At 61.5% G+C, this 17,946-nt stretch carries 14 protein-coding genes; 10 read left to right on the forward strand and 4 right to left on the reverse strand.

Annotated elements, in window-relative coordinates:
* Nucleotides 1–124: 124 nt before the first annotated feature.
* On the forward strand, nucleotides 125–283 hold the full coding sequence (locus Q0L30_RS25490; RefSeq protein ID WP_296663585.1) for a hypothetical protein: 159 nt from the start codon (nucleotides 125–127) through the stop codon (nucleotides 281–283).
* Between the two features lie 54 nt (nucleotides 284–337).
* Nucleotides 338–679 (forward strand): DUF4148 domain-containing protein, encoded by a 342-nt coding sequence (locus Q0L30_RS25495; RefSeq protein ID WP_296663588.1) that lies wholly within the window; start codon nucleotides 338–340, stop codon nucleotides 677–679.
* Nucleotides 680–735: 56 nt separating this feature from the next.
* On the opposite strand, the gene Q0L30_RS25500 is transcribed toward Q0L30_RS25495, so the two are convergent.
* Nucleotides 736–2,364, reverse strand: coding sequence for a methyl-accepting chemotaxis protein (locus Q0L30_RS25500; protein ID WP_296663590.1), 1,629 nt, complete (start codon nucleotides 2,362–2,364; stop codon nucleotides 736–738).
* Between the two features lie 478 nt (nucleotides 2,365–2,842).
* Between Q0L30_RS25500 and Q0L30_RS25505 the strand changes: the two genes are divergently transcribed.
* From Q0L30_RS25505 to Q0L30_RS25520, 4 genes are all read left to right on the forward strand, one after another.
* On the forward strand, nucleotides 2,843–5,233 hold the full coding sequence (locus tag Q0L30_RS25505; protein WP_296663593.1) for a DNA polymerase II: 2,391 nt from the start codon (nucleotides 2,843–2,845) through the stop codon (nucleotides 5,231–5,233).
* A gap of 243 nt (nucleotides 5,234–5,476) precedes the next feature.
* Entirely contained in the window at nucleotides 5,477–6,151 is a 675-nt protein-coding gene (locus Q0L30_RS25510; RefSeq protein ID WP_296663596.1) for a response regulator transcription factor, read from the forward strand.
* 209 nt (nucleotides 6,152–6,360) lie between these two features.
* Complete coding sequence (locus tag Q0L30_RS25515; RefSeq protein ID WP_296663599.1) at nucleotides 6,361–7,053, forward strand: response regulator transcription factor; 693 nt, start codon at nucleotides 6,361–6,363, stop codon at nucleotides 7,051–7,053.
* 186 nt (nucleotides 7,054–7,239) lie between these two features.
* Entirely contained in the window at nucleotides 7,240–8,106 is an 867-nt protein-coding gene (locus Q0L30_RS25520) for an EAL domain-containing protein (RefSeq protein WP_296663601.1), read from the forward strand.
* Between the two features lie 50 nt (nucleotides 8,107–8,156).
* Here the strand turns inward: Q0L30_RS25520 and Q0L30_RS25525 are convergent, their stop codons facing one another.
* From Q0L30_RS25525 to Q0L30_RS25535, 3 genes are all read right to left on the reverse strand, one after another.
* Nucleotides 8,157–9,347: a diguanylate cyclase gene (locus Q0L30_RS25525; RefSeq protein ID WP_296663604.1), complete on the reverse strand. Its 1,191-nt coding sequence runs from the start codon at nucleotides 9,345–9,347 to the stop codon at nucleotides 8,157–8,159.
* Nucleotides 9,348–9,525: 178 nt separating this feature from the next.
* On the reverse strand, nucleotides 9,526–11,685 hold the full coding sequence (locus tag Q0L30_RS25530; RefSeq protein WP_296663606.1) for an EAL domain-containing protein: 2,160 nt from the start codon (nucleotides 11,683–11,685) through the stop codon (nucleotides 9,526–9,528).
* Between the two features lie 915 nt (nucleotides 11,686–12,600).
* Complete coding sequence (locus tag Q0L30_RS25535; RefSeq protein WP_296663609.1) at nucleotides 12,601–13,047, reverse strand: CBS domain-containing protein; 447 nt, start codon at nucleotides 13,045–13,047, stop codon at nucleotides 12,601–12,603.
* A 561-nt stretch (nucleotides 13,048–13,608) separates the two neighbouring features.
* Here Q0L30_RS25535 and Q0L30_RS25540 point away from each other — a divergent pair.
* From Q0L30_RS25540 to Q0L30_RS25555, 4 genes are all read left to right on the forward strand, one after another.
* Nucleotides 13,609–15,852 (forward strand): TonB-dependent siderophore receptor, encoded by a 2,244-nt coding sequence (locus tag Q0L30_RS25540; protein ID WP_296663611.1) that lies wholly within the window; start codon nucleotides 13,609–13,611, stop codon nucleotides 15,850–15,852.
* A 3-nt stretch (nucleotides 15,853–15,855) separates the two neighbouring features.
* Complete coding sequence (locus Q0L30_RS25545) at nucleotides 15,856–16,611, forward strand: tetratricopeptide repeat protein (protein WP_296663614.1); 756 nt, start codon at nucleotides 15,856–15,858, stop codon at nucleotides 16,609–16,611.
* A complete protein-coding gene (locus Q0L30_RS25550) occupies nucleotides 16,608–17,291 on the forward strand; it encodes a Fe2+-dependent dioxygenase (RefSeq protein WP_296663615.1) in 684 nt (227 codons plus the stop codon). The genes Q0L30_RS25545 and Q0L30_RS25550 overlap by 4 nt, the downstream gene beginning before the upstream one ends.
* Before the next feature lie 263 nt (nucleotides 17,292–17,554).
* Nucleotides 17,555–17,887 carry a DUF6693 family protein gene (locus tag Q0L30_RS25555; RefSeq protein WP_296663617.1) on the forward strand — a complete coding sequence of 111 codons (333 nt, stop codon included), beginning with the start codon at nucleotides 17,555–17,557 and terminating at the stop codon, nucleotides 17,885–17,887.
* Nucleotides 17,888–17,946 lie beyond the last annotated feature (59 nt).

Consider the following 17,946-nt stretch of genomic DNA (forward strand, 5'->3'; position numbering starts at 1 on the left):
ACGCGACGGTAGCGCAAAAAGCTGGAATAGATCGTCGGGGGCCGCTGTATACCCTGCTGAGACCAGTCGAAACAACGTACACCGTTCTCACCACCAGGTCCGTTCATCTTCGCAGGAGCGCAACATGTCCGTCCGTTATGCAACGTTCTCCGCCTCGATGCACGAACTGTCCCGCGCCGAGGAGCGCCAACCCACCATCGATGCCGAAGCCGATGGCAACCGCTTCGTCGGCGAAGCGGTCTATCCCAGCGCCCGCCATTGCGCGGTCTACTTCGGCAGCTGAACACACACGATTCTTATCATTTCAATCCGAATTTCTTACTAAGGAATGCATACCATGAACAGGATCATGAACTTCACGCTCGCGCTCGCCGTGCTCGCCAGCCCCGCATTGTCGTTTGCCCAGGAGAACACAGCGCCGGTCACACGTGCGCAGGTGCGTGCCGAACTGGTCGAACTCCAACAGGCCGGCTACAACATCTCCGCGGGAGAGGATGCGAACTATCCTGCCGCCATCCAGGCAGCCGAAGCAAAAGTTGCGGCCCACTCCGGCGCGCAACAGGCCGCCAGCGGCGTTGGCGGCGTCTCGCTGGGCGGGTCGTCTGAATCGGGTTCTCCGATGCACACGCCGGGCTGTATCGGTCCGGCGAGCTTCTGCAATCTGTATTTCGGCAATTGAAGCGCCGTATCCGGCCGCGAGCCGCGCAGACTTGCGCCGCTCGCGGTCGCAGCGGACTAGACGAGCGCCGCGCGATGCGCGTTGCCTGCCGCACTGCCGCACTCCTGTGCCGCCAGCGCTCCGGCAATCGTGAAGACCGCCACCGATTCGCGCAATCCAGTCGCACCGCCAGCCAGCGTCTGCGCCGCAGCGGCGAGCTGTTCGACGAGCGACGCGTTCTGTTGCGTGACTTTATCCATCTCACCGACGGCACGATGGATCTGTTCGATATCGTTCTTCTGCGCATCCGACGCGTGCGCGATCTTGCTCATCAGGCCGTCCAGATCCTGTACCGATCGCACGAGCTTTTCAATCGTTACGCCAGCGTCGGCGACGAGCTTCGAACCCGCCTCCACGTGACCCGTCGATTCGCCGATCAGCGTCCTCACCTCTTTGACGGCGTCCGCGCTGCGTTGCGCCAGCATGCGCACTTCGCTCGCCACGACCGCGAAACCGCGCCCCTGCGCACCCGCGCGCGCCGCTTCGACAGCCGCGTTGAGCGCGAGAATATTCGTCTGGAACGCAATGCCCTCGATCACGCCGATGATGTCGGCCACGCGCGCGGAGCTTCCCGCAATGTCGGCCATCGTGGTCACGACGCGCCCGACGACCTGGCCGCCCTGAACCGCCGCCTGCGACGCAGCATTGGCGATGGCGTGAGCCTCGACGGCATCGCCGGTGTTCTGCGCGACCGTCGCGGTCAGTTCCGCCATGCTCGCAGCCGCCTGTTGCAGCGATGCCGCCTGCTCCTCGGTACGCTGCGAGAGATCCATATTGCCCCCGGCAATCTCGCCCGCGTGGACTGCGATCGTCTCAGCCGACGTCTTGATCTGCGCGACTATCGACATCAGTTGCGAGCGCATCGATTCGAGCGACGCCATCAGACTGTGCCCGTCGCCCGCGCGCAGCTTCACCGAAGCGGCGAGATTGCCGCCCGCAATTTCCCCGGCCAGTTGCTGCGCGCGGGCCGGGTCAGCCCCAAGCTGCCGGAGGATGCTGCGCGTAATCAGGACCGCCGCCGCGACGCCGATCAATAACGCGGCGACTACCGCAGCCACCGTGATGGCGGCGACTCTCGACCATGTCGTCGCTGCGTCGTCCGCCGCCGCGCGCGCGCGTCCCTGTTCGAGCGCGAGCAACTGGTCGAGCGTCGCGAGCCACTGAACCTGCTTTGGCCGCACCTCATTGACGAGCACTTTCAGCGCCGCATCCTGATCGTTTGCGAGCGCCCAGTTCATCGCTTCCTTCTCGACGAGCGGCAGCGTTTGCGCCTCTTCCCGCTTGAGCGTCGCAAACAGGTGCCGCTCCTCGTCGGTTGTCAGCGGCGAAGCATCGAACAGATGGCCCAACGCCTGATAGTTCTCGGCATATACCGCCTCGAACGCCTTGATGGCGGACTGTTCCCCTGCCACATCGTTTTCGTTCGTCATCACGGCCATATTGCGTATCGCGATGGCGATGCCGCTCACCGCGCCGCGCAGGTTGGTCGCGCGCATGGTTTCCGCGTCGTGCACGAGCACGACTTCATCCAGCCTGCCGCGAATATTTGCCATGCCGGCCATACCGACGACTGAAAGTGCGACGAACAGCACAAGCACGATGCCGAAGCCCAGTGCGAGCCGTGCGGTAACGGTGATTCGAGCCATGGTGATAGGGGTAGCAGCACAACATCGGAGCCCACGCGCCATACGCGCCATACGCAACGATATGCGTCGATCCACGGCCAACCTGCGTAGCCGGGCCGATCAGTTAGCGATGCGTGGGAATTCAGGTGCGATTCGGTGCCCGCGGCATCAGCGCCGCATGCTGGGTCCGTCAAGCGCTGCCTTGCAGGCACAGACGGCTCTTTTTGTTGTGATCGGTATAACGAAACGCCTGCTTGTCGCGCCGGTTCTCATCGTTGTCCCCAGTGGTCGACGACAGCGCACCGCTCCCTGCAATCTCGCGCGCCGCCGCAATTATTTTTTCTGTGAGCCTATGCTAGAGCACTTGCGACAGTGGAAATTAATCTTTTTTTCAGGTTTTCAGTCGTTTGATATCGGCTGGTGCGCCCCGTCAACAGGCAAATCGATGCATCGCGGGCGTTAAAATCCCGGCAGACGTGCCGACATGCGAGGTTGTTTTTTGACTGGGTTTCAACAGGGCTTCATTCTTACGCGCCATTGGCGCGATACGCCCACTCATACCGAAGTGGAATTCTGGCTGGCGACCGATGACGGGCCGCGCAAGATTCGCTTGCGCCAGCAGGAATCGGTCTGTTTTATCCCAGCCGAACAACTGCCGCGCGCGCAAGCCGTGTTGAACGACAACCCGGCATTCAGATCGCGCGCGCTGGAATTGACGGATTTCCAGCACAGGCCGGTACTCGGCATCTATTGCGCTCAATACCGGGCGTTGCTGGGTCTTCAGAAGCGTCTGCGTCAGGCCGGTATCGACGTCTACGAAGCAGACGTACTCCCGCCTGAGCGCTACATGATGGAGCGTTTCATCACCGCACCGGTTTCGTTCAGAGGCGAGCCGGGCCCAGACGCTGTGCTGCGCAACGGCGAAATGAAACCGGCGATGGGCTATCGCCCGACGCTGCGTCTCGTCTCGCTCGACATCGAAACCAGCGCGAAGGGCGAACTGTATTCCATTGCACTCGAAGGCTGCGGCGAGCGGCAGGTTTACATGCTCGGCCCCGCAACTATCGGCAATCCGCAGAACGACTCGCAAGTCGACTCGCAGGTCGACTTCCAGCTCGAATACTGCGCGAGCCGCGCCGCCATGCTCGAACGGCTGAACGCGTGGATGGCGCAGCACGATCCAGACGCCATCGTCGGCTGGAACCTGATTCAATTCGATCTGCGCGTCCTGCTCGCGCACGCCGAACAACTCGGCGTGCCGCTGCGTCTCGGCCGTGGCGGCAACGAACTGGAATGGCGCGAGCACGGGCAAAAGCAAAACCACTTTTTCGCATCGGTGCCGGGACGGCTCGTCATCGACGGCATCGAAGCGCTGCGGTCCGCGACGTGGAGCTTTCCGTCCTTCAGCCTCGAATACGTCGCGCGGGAGTTACTGGGCGAAGGCAAATCCATCGACAACCCGTATCAGCGCATGGACGAAATCCAGCGCCGCTTCGACGAAGACAAACCCGCCCTCGCCCGCTACAACCTCAAAGACTGCGAACTCGTCACGCGTATCTTCGATAAAACCGAGCTACTGCCGTTCCTGCTCGAACGCGCCACGGTTACGGGCTTGCAGGCCGACCGCAGCGGCGGATCGGTCGCCGCCTTCACGCATCTGTACCTGCCGAAAATGCACCGGCTCGGCTACGTCGCGCCCAACCTCGGCGACGTCGTCGGTCAACCGAGCCCGGGCGGATTCGTCATGGATTCGCGTCCCGGTATCTACGATTCGGTGCTCGTGCTCGATTACAAGAGTCTCTATCCGTCGATCATCCGCACGTTCCTGATCGACCCGGTCGGGCTCATCGAGGGACTGCGCACGCCGCGCGACGACCAGTCGGTGCCCGGCTTTCTCGGCGCCAGGTTTTCACGCACGGCGCATTGCCTGCCGGACATCGTGCGCCAGGTTTCGGAAGAACGCGACGGCGCAAAGCGTCACCACAACAAGCCGCTGTCGCAGGCGCTGAAGATCATCATGAATTCGTTCTACGGCGTGCTGGGCTCGAGCGGCTGCCGGTTCTTCGATCCGCGGCTCGCCTCCTCGATCACGATGCGCGGCCACGAGATCATGCACCAGACGCGCGCGCTCATCGAGGCTCAGGGTTACGACGTAATCTACGGCGATACCGATTCGACGTTCGTATGGCTCAAGGGCGCGCACGCCGAAGACGACCCGCGGCAGAAAGGACATGCGCTCGTCGAGCACATCAACACCTGGTGGACGCAGCATTTGAAGCAGCGCTTCGGTCTCGATAGCGCACTGGAATTGCAGTACGAAAGGCACTATCGGCGCTTTCTCATGCCGACCGTGCGCGGCATGGAGGAAGGCAGCAAGAAGCGCTATGCGGGCCTCAGTCTCGCGGCCAATGGCCAGGAGGAACTCGTCTTCAAGGGCCTGGAAACCGTGCGCACCGACTGGACACCGCTTGCGCAGACGTTCCAGCGGGAACTCTATGGCCGCGTGTTCCATCGCCAACCCTATGCCGATTACATTCGCGATTATGTGCAGCGCACGCTCGCGGGCGAATTCGACGACAAACTCGTCTACCGCAAGCGGCTGCGCCGGCCATTGAGCGAATACCAGCGCAACGTTCCGCCGCACGTTCGCGCCGCGCGCATGGCCGACGCGTTCAATCGCGATCAAGGACGCCCGCTTCAGTACCAGAACGGCGGGTGGATCAGCTACGTCATGACGTCCAGCGGGCCACAACCACTGGAAACATTGAATTCGCCCATCGACTACGGCTTCTATCTCGCCCGCCAGCTGCAGCCCGTGGCGGATGCCATCCTTGCGTTCCTCGACGACGACTTCGAAACCGTGACCTCGGGTCAGGGGAAGCTTTTCTAGTTACCGGTTCGCGCGGACTACGCCGCTGAATGCGCTTGCGTTAGCGTTCGGATCGCGCCATTTCCTGCCTGACTGGCTGACCCAGGGTGGATGACGTACATGATCGCGGAATGAAAAAATTCAGACCACTCCTACCCACCCGACCATCAACTTCAGACGCTTCCTAACCAAACTTCGCACCAAGCCCCCTACAGTCGTTTTTTTCCGATAGCTCAGCGCCTGCTGACTGAACCAAGGGCCTGCATGGGGATCAACATCGCACTGGCCGACAGCCATCCGGCCGTCCTCGCTGGCGTCGAACTCGTGCTATCGAAGTTTGGCCATTTCAAAACCGCAGGAACCGCCCGCAATTCGACTGAGCTTGAGACAATTTTGGCCACCACGCACTGCGACGTTCTCGTCGCAGACTATCTGATGGACGTCGGCGCACATCGCGACGGACTCGCGTTTCTCGCCGATATCCGCCGCCGGTATCCCGCGCTCCAGATCGTGCTCTTTACGCTTGGCGATCACGTCAGTCTCCGGCGCGCCGCGATGAAGATCGGCGTCCACGCGGTAGTCAGAAAATCCGAGGGTGCTGAATTGCTCATTGAAGCGATACGCGCGACGTGCCATCGCATTCCGTCCGATGGGGGCGACGCGGCCAATGCGCCTGAAACCCGCGCTCCGGGTCCCCCGCTGCCGCTCGATTACCTCACTCAACACGAGCTTGATGTGCTGCGCCTTTATGCATCGGGGCTCACCGTGACCCAGATCGCCGCACGGCTGAACCGCACACGGCAGACGGTCGCCGCACAGAAACGCAGCGCAATGCACAAATGTGGCGTGATGCGCGATGTCGATCTCTTGCGGCGCATCTACGAATACCATCTGTTACCGGCAATCGAAACCGGATCGGAACAACCACCGTCTTCCTGAATACGTGACAGTCATCCGATTCCTTGTGCCATCTCAGCGGATTTATTGCATCGGCGCGATAATTGCCGAATTATTTTGTAGAACGACCATTTTCAATCGTTAACTAACACCGAATCGACGCATTCAAAGTGATCACGGCGTGCGCAAACGCTATACTTGGCCCAATAGTCCCAAGAACTCTGTCCATAATTCCCATCGAGGGACTTGTCATGCAAATCCACGTCGTACTTGCTGACGACCATCCTGCTCTCGTCGCCGGAGTGAAGTACGCGCTTGATTCCGTCAAAACCATCAAGGTCACCGGCACGGCGCAGAATTCGAGCGAGATCATCAAGTTGCTGGACACGGTCCCGTGCGACGTGCTCGTGGCGGATTACGCGATGCCGCACGGAGCCTATGGCGACGGAATGGCGCTGTTCTCCTATCTGCGCCGCCGCTATCCCGAGCTGAAAATCGTGGTCTTCACAACGGTCGACAATCCGGCCATCGTGCGTGAAGTCGCGCGGCTCGGCGTTCATTCGTACATCAACAAGACCGATAACCTCGACCGGCTGATTTCCGCCATTCACGCTGTGTACGCACAGGCGGTGTATTTCCCGAGCGAAGGCCTGCGCCAGGATCTGGCAGCAAAGCCCACGGGCAGCCCTGCGGGCGAGCGCACAGAATTGTCGAAGCGCGAAGTGGAAGTAATCAGGCTCTACGTTTCGGGTATGTCGATCGGCGAGATTGCTAAAAAGCTCAATCGTAGCAAGCAGACCATCAGCTCGCAGAAGGTCACCGCCATGCGCAAGCTCGGTATCGCCCGCGACGCCGAACTGTTTCGCTATGCATGGGAAACCGGACTCGGCGGCACGGGAGCCGCCCCGCTTCCCGACGATCCCGCAGCCGGCGGCGCGCATTGACACGCATGGGCATATAGACCGCCGCGTCGCCGCGCCCCAACCGGCAGATTGCCTGGCCGCTACGCCTGGCGCACACCGCGCGCTTTTTAGGACGTGTCCGATATTCGTCCGACATACGCATTAGCACAATGGCGATCCGATTCCCGCAAACGTTGCGTCCCGCCGCGCGTTCCCTGTCGATCGCCCATGCCTCCGAAAGCGCACCGCCCCCTTCCGCCCGAGCGAGTCCTGGCCGAGACGCCAGCACCGCTCATTGCCGATGCCGATGCGACGCACGCAGCGCAATGTGCACGCGTCTGCCAGGGCATCCGCGAAGGCGAGTTCAGCCTCGCGTATCAGCCCATCGTGGACGTGCGCGCGGGAACCGCAGTCGGCGCCGAAGCGTTGCTGCGCTGGCGCCATCCGCAGCATGGCTGGCTTCGACCCGGCGCATTCGCACAGGTACTTCACCAGCCCGACGTCGCCCGCGCGGTGACGGCTTTCGTGATCGAAAGAATCGCCGCGGATCGCGCGGCGCTGCCGGTCGCACATCGTCATAAATTCGTTTCGTTCAACGCCTGGCCATCGCAGCTGGAGGACGGCGAGCTTGAGCGGCTCGTCACGACGCACTACCTCGCGCGCGGCGGCGCTCCCGAAGTCCTCATGATCGAGCTGCTGGAAAGCGGGCCGCACGTTGCGGGCGATGAACTCGCCATGCCCGTGGAGGCGCTTCGCAAGATGGGCTTGAAGGTCGCTATCGACGACCTCGGATGTGGCGCGTGGACCCTGCTGGATCTCGCGCATTTCGAAGTCGACGCGGTAAAGCTTGCGAGGGAATTGATCTGCAGGCTCCCGGCATCGGACGCCGCGCAGCATGTCGTTACCGGCACCCTGCAGATTCTCAAGGCGTTGGGCACTCAGGCCATCGTGGAAGGCATCGAAACACCGGAGCAGGTCGCGTGGGCAGCGACAGTGCCGCACCTGTGGGCGCAGGGCTACGCATTCGCGCGGCCCATGCCGGATCTTGCAGGCGCAATCGGCTGGGCACAGTCAACCGCCGAAACGAACGACTAAAACGTACACCCCTAAAACACGCGGCTAACCGTCCCGGCAAGCCGCACGGCTCACAAGCTTGTCTCTGTCTGCGCCAATCGCGCGGGCGAGAATTCCCGCTTCGTTGCAACCTCTTCGTCCCGGCTGCAGACCTGGTTGCGGCCGTTTTGCTTTGCACGATACATGCGCCGATCCGCGATTTCGAGCAGCGATTTCCAGTCGCTCGCGTGATCCGCCACCAGCTCCGCGATGCCAATGCTCGCCGTGACCGGCGTATCGATCGGCGTGACGCCGAAGCCGTTCTTGCGCAAGCGCGCCAGTGCCGCTTCCGCATGTGCGAGTCCGGTATCGGGCATGACCAGCAGGAATTCCTCGCCTCCCCAGCGTATGAGCATGTCGCCGCGCCGCAGATTGCGAAAAACGATATCGGCCATGTTGAACAACACCTTGTCGCCCGCTTCGTGCCCGAACTGGTCGTTGATATTCTTGAAGTGATCCAGATCGACAAAAGCGACGGACAGTTTTGCGCCGCTGCGCGAAGCGATGCTGCATTGCAGTTCCAGCACTTCTTCGCCGCCGCTGCGCGAGAGCGCGCCGGTCAATGCGTCGCGGACCGCCTGCCGGACCAGCCCGATCATGAAGCCTAACTGGCTCATGCCCGCCAATGTCGAAACACCGGAGATCAGAACGAGCAACCAGAATTCACCGGCAAACGACGGCCAGTCCATGCCGGCCCAACGCATGAGACCGGCGATCAACTGGGCGAACAGGATTGGTGCGGCGAAAAACAGCGTTTCAAGCAACGTCAACGGAAAAATCGACAATCCCGCAAGCAGCACAAAAGGCAAAAACGCGTAACCGACGCTGATAGCCGCCGACAACCCCGTGAGCCTGTGATGACCGAGCAGCGTGTACGACGCCACGAAAAACACCGTTGGGATTGCGAATAATAGCGCCATCGCACGGTAAGCATCGAGCAGATTGCCATTGGGGCGATAGAGCAACAGGCCGGCGAACGCGGTGCAGGCGACCAGACGAATCAGCGCCAGGTTGAACCACAGATCGAACGGAAACACGATCAGGTCGACGCAGCTCCACGCCGCCGTTAAAACGGCAAACAGGAAGGCGAGCAGACGAACGCGATTGACGATTGTGTTGGCGCGTCGCCGCGTCAACAGACCCAGATGCGGACGCGGCGATACCAACCACTTGTATTCCGAATTTTCCAGCTCCCCCGGAATGAGGTCAGTCAGGTATAACATAAGTTCTTTGAATTGCTGTCGACAGCTATCTTTAAAGGGCTTGAGGCCCGGCGCTGAAACCCGATGCAAAAGTTCTCGCGACGAACGTTCCCGGCGATTGCACGTCCGTGCGCCGGTTCCACCCGTTGCAACACAACACCGTAAGCGCTCATCCCTGGTCCACTTGTGACGGCCCGGATTACACGGCGCCCAACATGATCGAATCGATCAGCTGCCGACGGGCCAATCGATAATCCGCACTGCGTTGCCCGTTTTGCATCGCAGCCGTGATCAAGGCGTGAGGTAGTGCCGAATCTCCAGACTCGTTCTCCAGAATGGACTCCATTTCAATAAAGAAATTCGTAAACGAGCAGGTCAGGCAACCCGGATCCTGCTGCGCCAACGTTGAAACCGCCGGAACGGCTGCGTTGCCGGCCGTCTTGAAGAGTTTCTCCAACCGCTCGAAAGCCGTCTGATCTTCGGAAATCAGATGCAGGCGCTCTTCCCAGATCAACAAGCGGGCCAGTTTTCCCAAAGGCGTTTTCGGATTCTGCGAAACGCGCGCGCCAGGCTGGTTTCCCATCCATGCGACCACCTGTTGCGCCGGCATGGGACGAGCGATCCAGTAGCCCTGGGCGGTATCGACGCCGAGAAGCGCGATCGCCTCCAGCAGATCCTCGCCCTCGACGCCTTCGACGACCACACGCTTGTCGAGCGAGTGGCCCAGCCGCGTTAATTGATAGATAAAACGCAGTACATCCAGCGCGTCGGTGCCGGGCAGGCTCACGATGCTCCGGTCGATCTTGATCCAGTCGAAGGGCAATTCACGCAAACGATGCAGGCTGCTATGCCCGGAACCGAGATCGTCTTCAGCCAGGTTGATGCCGAGCGCCTTGAATTTCACCAATTCGCGCGCCCCGTCGAGGCCCGGCAGCGTGGCATCGGTTTCGAGCATCTCCAGCGTCAACGTGCCGGGTTCGCATCGATACTTTTGCAATGCCTGTTGCGTGGCGTCGAAATAGCGGACATCGCTTAACGCGCTGGGCGGCAGATTCACGGACACTTTCAGATCGATTCCGCTTTTCAGCCAGCGATCCCGATGGGACAGCGCCTGCCCTAACCCGCGAATATACAGTTCCAGAAAATCATCCGAGGACAGCGCGGGGAAGAACTCGCCGGGCGCCAGGAATCGATCGCCCTCCTGCAAGCGCGCGAGCGCCTCGACTTTGGTGACGCGTCCGGTCCGGAGATCCAGCAGCGGCTGATAGTGCATCTGCAGCGCGTCCGATCTGAGCAGCGTCGCCCAGCTTTGCCGCGTCGCAATCGGCACGGTACGCGTATGCCCTCCCAGATGTTCGATTCGCGATACGGCGAACGCGAGCAGCGTTTGCAGCAATTCGACGAAAGCCCGCTGATCCGCGCCGGTAAATCCGCCTGGCAGGACACTGTACAAGGAAAGAACGGCCATCGGAGCACGCCCCGGCTCGCTCAGGGGAATCGTGACGACGGAGCGAACGCCTTTACTCAGCGCAACATCCTTCCAGGGCGCGGCATGGGGATCCGTTTCGTAACTGAGAAGGTGTTCCGCCCGCCCGCTGCGCCATGCCCGGCCAATCGAGCCCTGCCCATGAGGATCGTCGTCTGTCGCCGTGATCTGCAACTGCTCGGAATGTTCGATATCCGCGATGAAGGACGCGATATTCTTCGATGCCGCCTCGAACCGGAAGACACCTCGATGGTCCGGCCGTCCCACCGAGCAGCCCGTCACCTCGTCGTGAGCACCGATGATTTCAATGACATTGCTGATGAGGTCGGTATAGCTCTCCGTATTCCACGCGAGTCGGGTGATACGCAGCAATACGTCCTGCCTTGCGCTCTGCAGACACTGATAAGCCTGCGCCTGCAAGGCCAGTTCGCGCGTGAGCCGGCGCGCGAACACGCGTAGCGCCTCCGCATGTGCAGTCGTATCGACGTAGCGGTGAACGGCAGCGAACACGAGCCCCCAAACCCGGATCAGTTCTTCCTGATCCAGTCCCATGACGGCGCAGACACGCCCGACGCGCAACGCCGTCGCGCGGTGAGTCGCGGCAGTCAGATCGGGGGCGGCGAGTGCGTACAGGCTCTGTGTTTGTTGCGCTCTGAGACGCTCGACCTCCGGTTTCGACAGGGCTTCCAGGATGTGTCTCGACTTCGGCAAGCGCATCACACCTTCATAGAAGCGCTTGTCGATATCGGCTGCATGTTGCTGCAATGCTTCGCCTAACGCGCTCAGTGCGTCAGTCCACGTCGAACCGTAGAGCTGCGCCTCGTCATCCCCCGGTACGCTGCCGGGGGGAGCTTTAGAAGCATGGGTGAACATCGCTGGGCTGCCTCCAGAGTTGCCCTCGCTTCGCGCACGTTCGCACCCTGGCGAACATGGCAAGAGCAGGTATCGACTCGAACCCGCGACAGCGGGCAATCACGCGTGTTTGATGTGGGTACCTAATAGCTGTTCCACGTATCGACCGGACTGGCCGGTGCCGCTTTGGCCGGTTGAGCGCCGATCATGTCGGCCATGCACACTTCCAGTCCACGTTCTTTTGTATGAAGAAAGATGCGATGAATCGACGTTCCGCAAAATCGGGGCCGACTCAGCGCGGGCGGTAACCAGGGCTTTCGCACAAACGACAGTTTCATGGTTTTTTATGATTTTCGGTGGAAACGCCGCCGCTCTGTGCGGGCACCTGCCGCCTGGCCACTGTCTCGCGAAACGCGGCATGGAACCGATCGAGCGACGGCACCATTCGCGGTGGCAATGGCCAGAAATCAATACAGCTACTACACACGATATCGGTTCAAATGTCACAGGCTTGAGCACTTTTTATCGTATGCGACGATATATCACACAAATCAAGGAGTTGGGAACGATGCAAAAGTGCGCGGTGCGGAACACGCCGTTCCACCTGTCGCGAAATCAGGCTGTTTAGCAAACCGGCCCTTAAATAAACGCCTAATGATGTGCAGGATTGTTGAATCGCTTCCCGGCTGAAGCGATGCACAATTGGACATTCATTGCGCAGCCAGTTCGCAAGCCTTATTACATGTCCCTTATGCACATATTTCATTCGAATATCGTCTGATTTCCGCGAGCACGGTGGGGACATTTTTTCAAAAGATCCGAGACGGTTTCGCTCACGGCACTATCGAGTTCGTCATACAGGATCACTCGATGAATCAACCCGATTCGAAGCGCGTGATCCGCGCAATATCGTCGTTGCAGTTGCCTTGCCTGGTGTTACGCCACCGCGTCCGCAGCGTTTTCAGCGTTCGGTAGATTCAGCACCGCCGCATAGCCCTTCAGCAGATCCCGCCAGCTCACGATCCCCACCGGCCTGCGTTTGTCGTCGACGACCGGAATGCAGGAGATTGAATGCGCGAGCAACAACTGAATGGCTTCCGCCACGTCGGCGTCGGGATGCAGCGTAATCGGCGTGCGGGTCATGATCTGATGCACGCGCTTGTTCAGCGTACCCACATCGCGCCGCGTTTCCACCACGCTGTCGATAAACGGGCTCAACGCGCGCAGGAGATCCCGATCGGACACGACGCCTTGCAGCGCTCCGTCTTCGAGAACCAGCAGGTGATGAATCGCCGCTTCCTTGAAGATCTCCCTGACCGTTTCCAGCGTGTCATCGAAGCCCACCGTCACGATGCGCTTCGTCATGAGGTCTTCTACTTTCATTACTGCACTCCTTGCTTGCGATGGTTATTGAGGAAGGCGATCAGGTGCGACGCGGCGCCCGGCACGGCGACGCCGCGCAGGCCTTCAATGTCCGGCCGATACGGGATGCGGCCTGCGGCGGCAGAGCCGGTGTGAGGTACAGCGGGCCAGGCTCCGCGTCGTAGCGCGTCCCGGCGTGCCTGGTCGACGGCAGCCTTCGTGGACTGTCATCTACAACGTCCTCGCCTGCGTCGGCGATGACCGCCGGGCGAGATAAATCCACGTTTCCTCCGCGACCGCGAATGCGGCGCGCCAGCCGCTTCGATTCCCGCTCTTCCCGCCGGTCGTCTGCCCGGTGCGCGCACCGTCCGCAAGCCTCCCAGGGCGCAGCCTTTCTTGCGACCAAACAAGAACGCTTCTCATTTACACAAAGTTTAATTAGAATCCCACCCGAAAGCTTTCCGTAATGATCCGTGGCGGGAGGAGCATTCTGACAGATTGCTCCTCCCATCACATCCGCTACATCCACCGCATCCGCTACATCCGCCGCATCCGCCAAAGCCACACGAGGGAAACCCATCGATGAGACCGCATTCCGACGAGATCAAGCTCGGAAAATTCACCGCGCTGTTCGGCGCACTGGCCGCGAGCCCCGCGTTCGCACAGGACAACACCGCAACGTCCACCGTCGACGCCGAACGACAACTCGCGCCCATCGAAGTCAAGGGCCAGGCCGAACACAGCTACAAGACCGAATTCGCGTCGTCGGCCAAATTCACCGCGCCGCTCGTCGATACGCCCAAATCCGTCACCGTGATCCCCGAAGCGTTGATCCAGAACAGCGGCGCATCCACGCTCACCGAGGCGCTGCGTACGGTGCCCGGCATCACGTTCGGCGCGGGCGAAGGCGGCAATCCGCTTGGCGACCGCCCGTTCATCCGCGGCTACGACACGCAGGGCAGCATGTTCGTGGACGGCATGCGCGATATCGGCGCGACCACCCGCGAAATCTTCAATGCCGAGCGCGTCGAAGTCACCAAGGGCTCCGACGGCGCATACGGCGGCCGCGGCGGTGCAGGCGGCAGCATCAATATGGTCACCAAGGCGCCGCATTCCGGCACGGCCGCCTCCGGCAGCGTCGGACTCGGCACGGACCGCTACCGCCGCTTCACCGCGGACGGCAACTGGCAGTTCGCCGATCACGCCGCATTCCGCCTGAACCTGCTGCGCCACGACAGCGACGTCGCTGGCCGCGACGTGGTGGACAACAGCCGCTGGGGCGTTGCGCCCTCCGTCGCATTCGGTCTCGGCACGCCGACCCGCGTGACCGCGAGCTACTACCATCTGTCGACCAACGACACGCCCGATAGCGGCATTCCGTATTTCTATACGTCGGCCAACAAACCCGCGAACGTCGACACGATCTATCCGGCGAACGTCGACCGCCACAACTTCTATGGACTGCGCGACCGCGATTTCCGCTACACAACCTCGGACATCGGCACCGTGAAGATCGAGCACGACATCGCGTCGTCGCTGACGGTGCGCAACATGACGCGCTATACGAAATCGACCCAGGACTACCTCTGGACGCAGCCCGACGACAGCCAGGGCAACGTCGTCAACGGGATGGTCTGGCGCCGCGGCAACAACCGCGACAGCGCGGTGTGGAGCGTCGCGAACCAGACCGAGCTGTTCGGCGAGGCCACGACCGGCCCGTTCAAGCACAGCTTTACGACGGGCCTGGAGTTCTCACGCGAATCGGGCCGACGCGATGCGTACACCGTCGCAACCGGCACCGGCGCGATCTGCAAGAACGGGATCGGCGTCGCGTCGGGCTATAACTGCACGAGCCTGTGGTCGCCGAATCCGGGCGATCCGTGGGCGGGCTCGATCAAGCGCAACAACGACCCGGCCTATGCGCGCACAACGACCAAGTCGCTCTATGGCTTCGACACGGTTGAACTGACGAAGCGCTGGCAGATCAATGCGGGCGCACGCATCGACGACTACTCGACCCGCTTCACCGACACGCGCGCGAACGGCTCGAAAACTTACACGCGCGACGACACGCTCGTGAACTGGCAGGTCGGCCTCGTGTTCAAACCGGCGAAGAACGGCAGCGTATACGGGTCGTATGCAACGTCGTCGACGCCCGCCGGCATGCTGCTTGGCGAAGGCCTGGAAGGACAGTCGCTGACACCGGGACGCGGCGGCGTCGGCGCGAACGCGGACCAGATGGCGCCCGAAAAGAACCGCAGCATCGAATTCGGCACGAAGTGGGACGTGCTGAACAACAAGCTGTCGCTGACGAGTGCGCTGTTCCAGATCGATACGACCAATGCGCGCGTGACGCTGCCGAACAACGAGTACGCGATGGTCGGCGGCAAACGCGTGCAGGGTCTCGAACTCGGTGTCGCAGGCCAGCTCACGAACGCGTGGCAGGTCTTCGGCGGCTACACCTACATGAAGAGCGAACTGCGCGACAACGGCAAGGATTCGGCGAACAACGGCCATCAGTTTCCGAACACGCCGAAGCACAGCTTCACGATGTGGACCAACTACGACGTGACGCCGCAGTTCACGATCGGCGGCGGCGCGTTCTACATGTCGAAGGTGTTCGGCGACCCGGCGAACCTGCGCGCGGTGCCCGCGTACTGGCGCTTCGACGCGACCGCGCAGTACCGCTTCAACAAGCGGCTCGATCTGCAGCTGAACGTGCAGAACCTGTTGAACCGCACGTACTTCGACCAGGCGTATCCCGCGCACTACGCGTCGATTGCGCCGGGCCGCTCGGCGTTCGTCACGCTCAACGCGCGCTACTGACCGATGCGGCCGGTTTCGCTGACAACGCTCGCATCGGCATCCCCGGACCGGCTCGCCGCCGCGCTATCGGGGCCGCCCGAGGTCGCGGCTGCATGGATCGCGGCGGCGGCGGAGAACGGGATCGTGGAAGCGCAAGCCATGTACGGGCAGATTCTGCTCGACGGCCGCGGCATCGCGCGCGACCCCGCCGCCGCGCTCACGTGGTTCAAGCACGCGGCTAACGCCGATCATCCAATGGCGATGAACATGGTCGGCCGGTGCTACGAGCACGGCTGGGGCACGACCGCGTGTGCGAGCGTCGCCGTGTACTGGTTCCGCCTCGCCGCGCGCGCCGGCCTCGACTGGGGCATGTACAACTACGCGACGGCACTCGCGCTCGGTAACGGCGTCGATGAAAACCGCGCCGAAGCGCTCGCGTGGTTCGAAAAGGCCGCCGCACTCGGCCATGCGAAGTCGATCAACCTGGTCGGCAGCTTCTACGAAGACGGCTGGGTCGTCGAAGCCGATCCCGACACGGCGTTCGACCATTACCGGAGCGCGGCCATCGCTGGTGACTTCCGCGGACAGTTCAACTACGCGCGCTGCCTCGCCGCGCGCGGCCGCATCGAGGAAGCGCTCGAATGGATCGCCCGTGTGCCGCAGACGGCCACCCCGGCGTTCATCGAGAAGATGCGCGCGCATCTGGCCGCGTCGCCCGTCGCCGCGTTGCGGGCAGCGGCCTCCTCGCTCCCTTCGCCCTTTCAGGAATCCGCATCATGATGCTGCATATCCCCGGCGTGCTGACCAAGGCGCAAGTCGCGCAATGCCGCGAGATACTCGATGCCGCCGACTGGATGGACGGCAACATCACGTCCGGCTCGCAATCCGCGCTCGCGAAGCGCAACCGTCAACTGCCGGAAGGCTCGCCCGCCGCGCGCGCGGTCGGCGAAGCGATTCAGGATGCGCTCGCACGCAATGCGCTGTTCTTCTCCGCAGCGCTGCCGCTCAAGGTTTTCCCGCCGCTCTTCAATCGCTATGAAGGCGGCGAAGCGTTCGGCACGCACGTCGACAACGCGATCCGGCTGCTGCGCGGCACCGATTTCCGCATCCGCAGCGATCTATCGGCGACGCTCTTTCTCGAAGAACCGGAAAACTACGACGGCGGCGAGCTGTGCGTCGAGGACACCTTCGGCGAGCATCGCGCAAAACTGGCGGCAGGCGACATGGTGCTATATCCGGCATCGAGCCTGCATCGTGTGACGCCTGTCACGCGCGGCGCACGCGTCGCGTCGTTCTTCTGGCTTCAGAGCATGGTGCGCGACGATGCCGAGCGCGCGCTGCTGTTCCAGCTCGATACGCAGATCCAGCAGTTCACCGCAGAAAAAAGCGGCGCCGATGCGGGCGTGATCGCGCTCACCGGCATTTATCACAACCTGTTGCGGCGCTGGGCCGACGCGTGAGAATTGACCAAACCACCCAGTAGTCTGCACGGCACTAACGTGTGTGCGAACTTTTTCGCCGTTGCACGCGGTGCCGTGGTCATGTAAATTTTCGCGTTCATCATCACATGGCCTGAGATCGGTCTTCGCACAACGAATCAAATCGAATCGCATAACACGTGTAGCCGCGAAAGCGGCTATTTTCTCGCCGCATCTATAGCTTTTATGTATTAATCGTTTCTTTTTCTAAGATTCGTCCTATTTCAACGACCCACGAGAAAAGCATGACCAACCTTTCCCTGAAATCGAATCTGACCATCACGGACATCATCGGCCACGCAGTCATCTGGATTCTGCTGACGATCGTCACACTCGGCCTCGCCATGTTCGTTTACCCGTACTACCTCTATCGGTTCGTCATCAACAAAACGGTTGCTGTCGATCCCAACGGCATGGTCACAGGCCGCCTGGAATGCACGATCGACCTCACAACGATTACCGGCAAGACCGTGATCTGGACCATCATCTCGATCATCACGCTCGGCCTCGGCTATTTCGTCTTCCTCTACAAGATCGTTGCGCACTGCATGGATCACACGCGACTCACCCCCGCCTGATGCTTCAGGGCAAGGTCAAACGGCGGGTGTCCAATCGCGACGAAACGAGGAAACGAGGA

The organism is Paraburkholderia sp. (assembly GCF_024281035.1).
Classification (GTDB): Bacteria; Pseudomonadota; Gammaproteobacteria; order Burkholderiales; family Burkholderiaceae; genus Paraburkholderia.

Coding starts and splice junctions, on each gene's coding strand:
- Q0L30_RS25520 (WP_296663601.1), top strand. CDS start 7,240: ATGCCTCCGAAAGCGCACCGCCCCCTTCCGCCCGAGCGAGTCCTGGCC.
- Q0L30_RS25530 (WP_296663606.1), bottom strand. CDS start 11,685: ATGTTCACCCATGCTTCTAAAGCTCCCCCCGGCAGCGTACCGGGGGAT.
- Q0L30_RS25540 (WP_296663611.1), top strand. CDS start 13,609: ATGAGACCGCATTCCGACGAGATCAAGCTCGGAAAATTCACCGCGCTG.
- Q0L30_RS25500 (WP_296663590.1), bottom strand. CDS start 2,364: ATGGCTCGAATCACCGTTACCGCACGGCTCGCACTGGGCTTCGGCATC.
- Q0L30_RS25510 (WP_296663596.1), top strand. CDS start 5,477: ATGGGGATCAACATCGCACTGGCCGACAGCCATCCGGCCGTCCTCGCT.
- Q0L30_RS25525 (WP_296663604.1), bottom strand. CDS start 9,347: ATGTTATACCTGACTGACCTCATTCCGGGGGAGCTGGAAAATTCGGAA.
- Q0L30_RS25535 (WP_296663609.1), bottom strand. CDS start 13,047: ATGAAAGTAGAAGACCTCATGACGAAGCGCATCGTGACGGTGGGCTTC.
- Q0L30_RS25545 (WP_296663614.1), top strand. CDS start 15,856: ATGCGGCCGGTTTCGCTGACAACGCTCGCATCGGCATCCCCGGACCGG.
- Q0L30_RS25555 (WP_296663617.1), top strand. CDS start 17,555: ATGACCAACCTTTCCCTGAAATCGAATCTGACCATCACGGACATCATC.
- Q0L30_RS25490 (WP_296663585.1), top strand. CDS start 125: ATGTCCGTCCGTTATGCAACGTTCTCCGCCTCGATGCACGAACTGTCC.
- Q0L30_RS25550 (WP_296663615.1), top strand. CDS start 16,608: ATGATGCTGCATATCCCCGGCGTGCTGACCAAGGCGCAAGTCGCGCAA.
- Q0L30_RS25515 (WP_296663599.1), top strand. CDS start 6,361: ATGCAAATCCACGTCGTACTTGCTGACGACCATCCTGCTCTCGTCGCC.
- Q0L30_RS25495 (WP_296663588.1), top strand. CDS start 338: ATGAACAGGATCATGAACTTCACGCTCGCGCTCGCCGTGCTCGCCAGC.